The 1686-nt window shown below is 43.1% G+C and carries 2 protein-coding genes; both read left to right on the top strand.

What is annotated here, in order from left to right; translation table 11 throughout:
• The first annotated feature begins 130 nt into the window (after positions 1 to 130).
• Positions 131 to 532, top strand: a complete 402-nt coding sequence (gene tnpA / locus KNP76_RS15475) for an IS200/IS605 family transposase (RefSeq protein ID WP_024371868.1) — start codon at positions 131 to 133, stop codon at positions 530 to 532.
• 4 nt (positions 533 to 536) lie between these two features.
• Positions 537 to 1613 carry an RNA-guided endonuclease InsQ/TnpB family protein gene (locus KNP76_RS15470; protein ID WP_034809097.1) on the top strand — a complete coding sequence of 359 codons (1077 nt, stop codon included), beginning with the start codon at positions 537 to 539 and terminating at the stop codon, positions 1611 to 1613.
• Positions 1614 to 1686 lie beyond the last annotated feature (73 nt).

Genomic DNA, 1686 nt, shown 5'->3' with positions numbered 1-1686 from the left:
CCCACTCCTTTAGGGGTGGGATGAAAGCTATGTCGGATACGGAGCGTCAGTAATAAACCGCCGGTTTTGACACTTCATGTATCCGAAAGGTTTTGTTTCAATCAATTAGTTTAACTGATACAATGATGTTATGGAAAACAACTATAGAAAAACCCATACTACTGTTTCTCTAATCAACTATCATTTCGTATTTTGCCCTCGATACAGAAGGAAGATATTCCTTCGTAATGATGTAGAAGTACGTTTCAAGGAGCTTGTATCTGAAATATGTGAAGATTTGAATATCAATATGATAGCTTTGGAATGCGATAAAGATCATACACATATGTTTCTTAATGCCCTGCCGACACTTAGCCCTGCCGACATCATGGCAAAAATCAAGGGAGTGACATCTAAAAAGTTAAGAGAGGAGTTTCCTCACCTCCAACATTTGCCGAGCCTCTGGACGCGTTCCTACTTCGTCTCTACTGCCGGGAACGTATCGAGCGAAACAATCAAACGCTATGTCGAACAACAAAAAACGAGGGGGTGACACTGTGTCTCAAACGCTGACAGTCAACATTAAACTGAAGCCGACAAAAAAACAGGAAGCTGTCTTGAAAAAGATGATGACCACATACATTGAGACGGCCAACCGACTTGTCTCTGACATGGTGGAAGCCCAGGCGACACTCAAACTAACGAGTAAGAGTGTTTCCTCGCCCTTGCCTAGCGCCGTTAAGAACCAGGCTATTAAAGACGCACAGAGTGTATTTAAAAAGGCGAAGAAATCGAAATATAAAGTCGTGCCTATTTTGAAAAAACCTTATTGCACATGGAACAACCAGAACTATTCGTTCGATTTTGAGTCGATCTTTCTTCCGATCATGGTGGATGGAAAGGCAAAGAAAACGCCAATTAAAGCAGAAATGGTCGATAAACACAATCGTAACTTTTCGCTCTTGAACAACAGGCTGGGTGCACTTCGTATCACGAAGAAATCAAATAAGTGGATTGCTCAGATTGCCGTCACAATCCTTACTACTGAGAAGACCGGCTCTAAGGTTCTAGGTGTGGATCTAGGTTTAAAAGTACCAGCGGTTGCATCGACCGATCGTGACAAGGTGCGATTCTTCGGAAACGGGCGCGAGAACAAGTATATGAAACGCAAGTTTCGAGCAAAACGAAAAGAGCTCGGTCAAAAGAAGAAGCTGAACGCAATCAAAAAGCTGAACAACAAAGAACAGCGTTGGATGAAAGACAAAGATCACAAGGTTAGCCGTGATATTGTCGATTTCGCAAAAGAGAACAACATTTCTGTCATTCGCCTCGAGAAATTGGCGAACATCCGACAGACGGCAAGAACAAGCCGTAAAAACAATAAGAATCTGCATACATGGTCGTTCTATCGCTTGGCACTATTTATCGAGTACAAGGCGAAGTTGGAAGGAATCAAGGTCGAATATGTGAACCCTGCGTACACATCTCAGACGTGTCCTTCTTGCGGAAGCCGGAATAAAGTGAAAGACCGAACTTATGTCTGTAAATGCGGATTCAAGAAACATCGAGATTTAGTCGGTGCGATGAACATCCGATACGCACCTGTGGTTGATGGTAATAGTCAATCAGCCTGAGAACCTATATGGTCTGTCTCAGGAGGGGTGATGGCACACCCTCATCTGAAGGTTTGAGCAAAACAGAAATGGA

The sequence above is a fragment of the Exiguobacterium sp. s150 genome (assembly GCF_018618435.1).
Classification (GTDB): domain Bacteria; phylum Bacillota; class Bacilli; order Exiguobacteriales; family Exiguobacteriaceae; genus Exiguobacterium; species Exiguobacterium alkaliphilum.
This window is presented reverse-complemented; position numbering and strand designations above follow the sequence as displayed.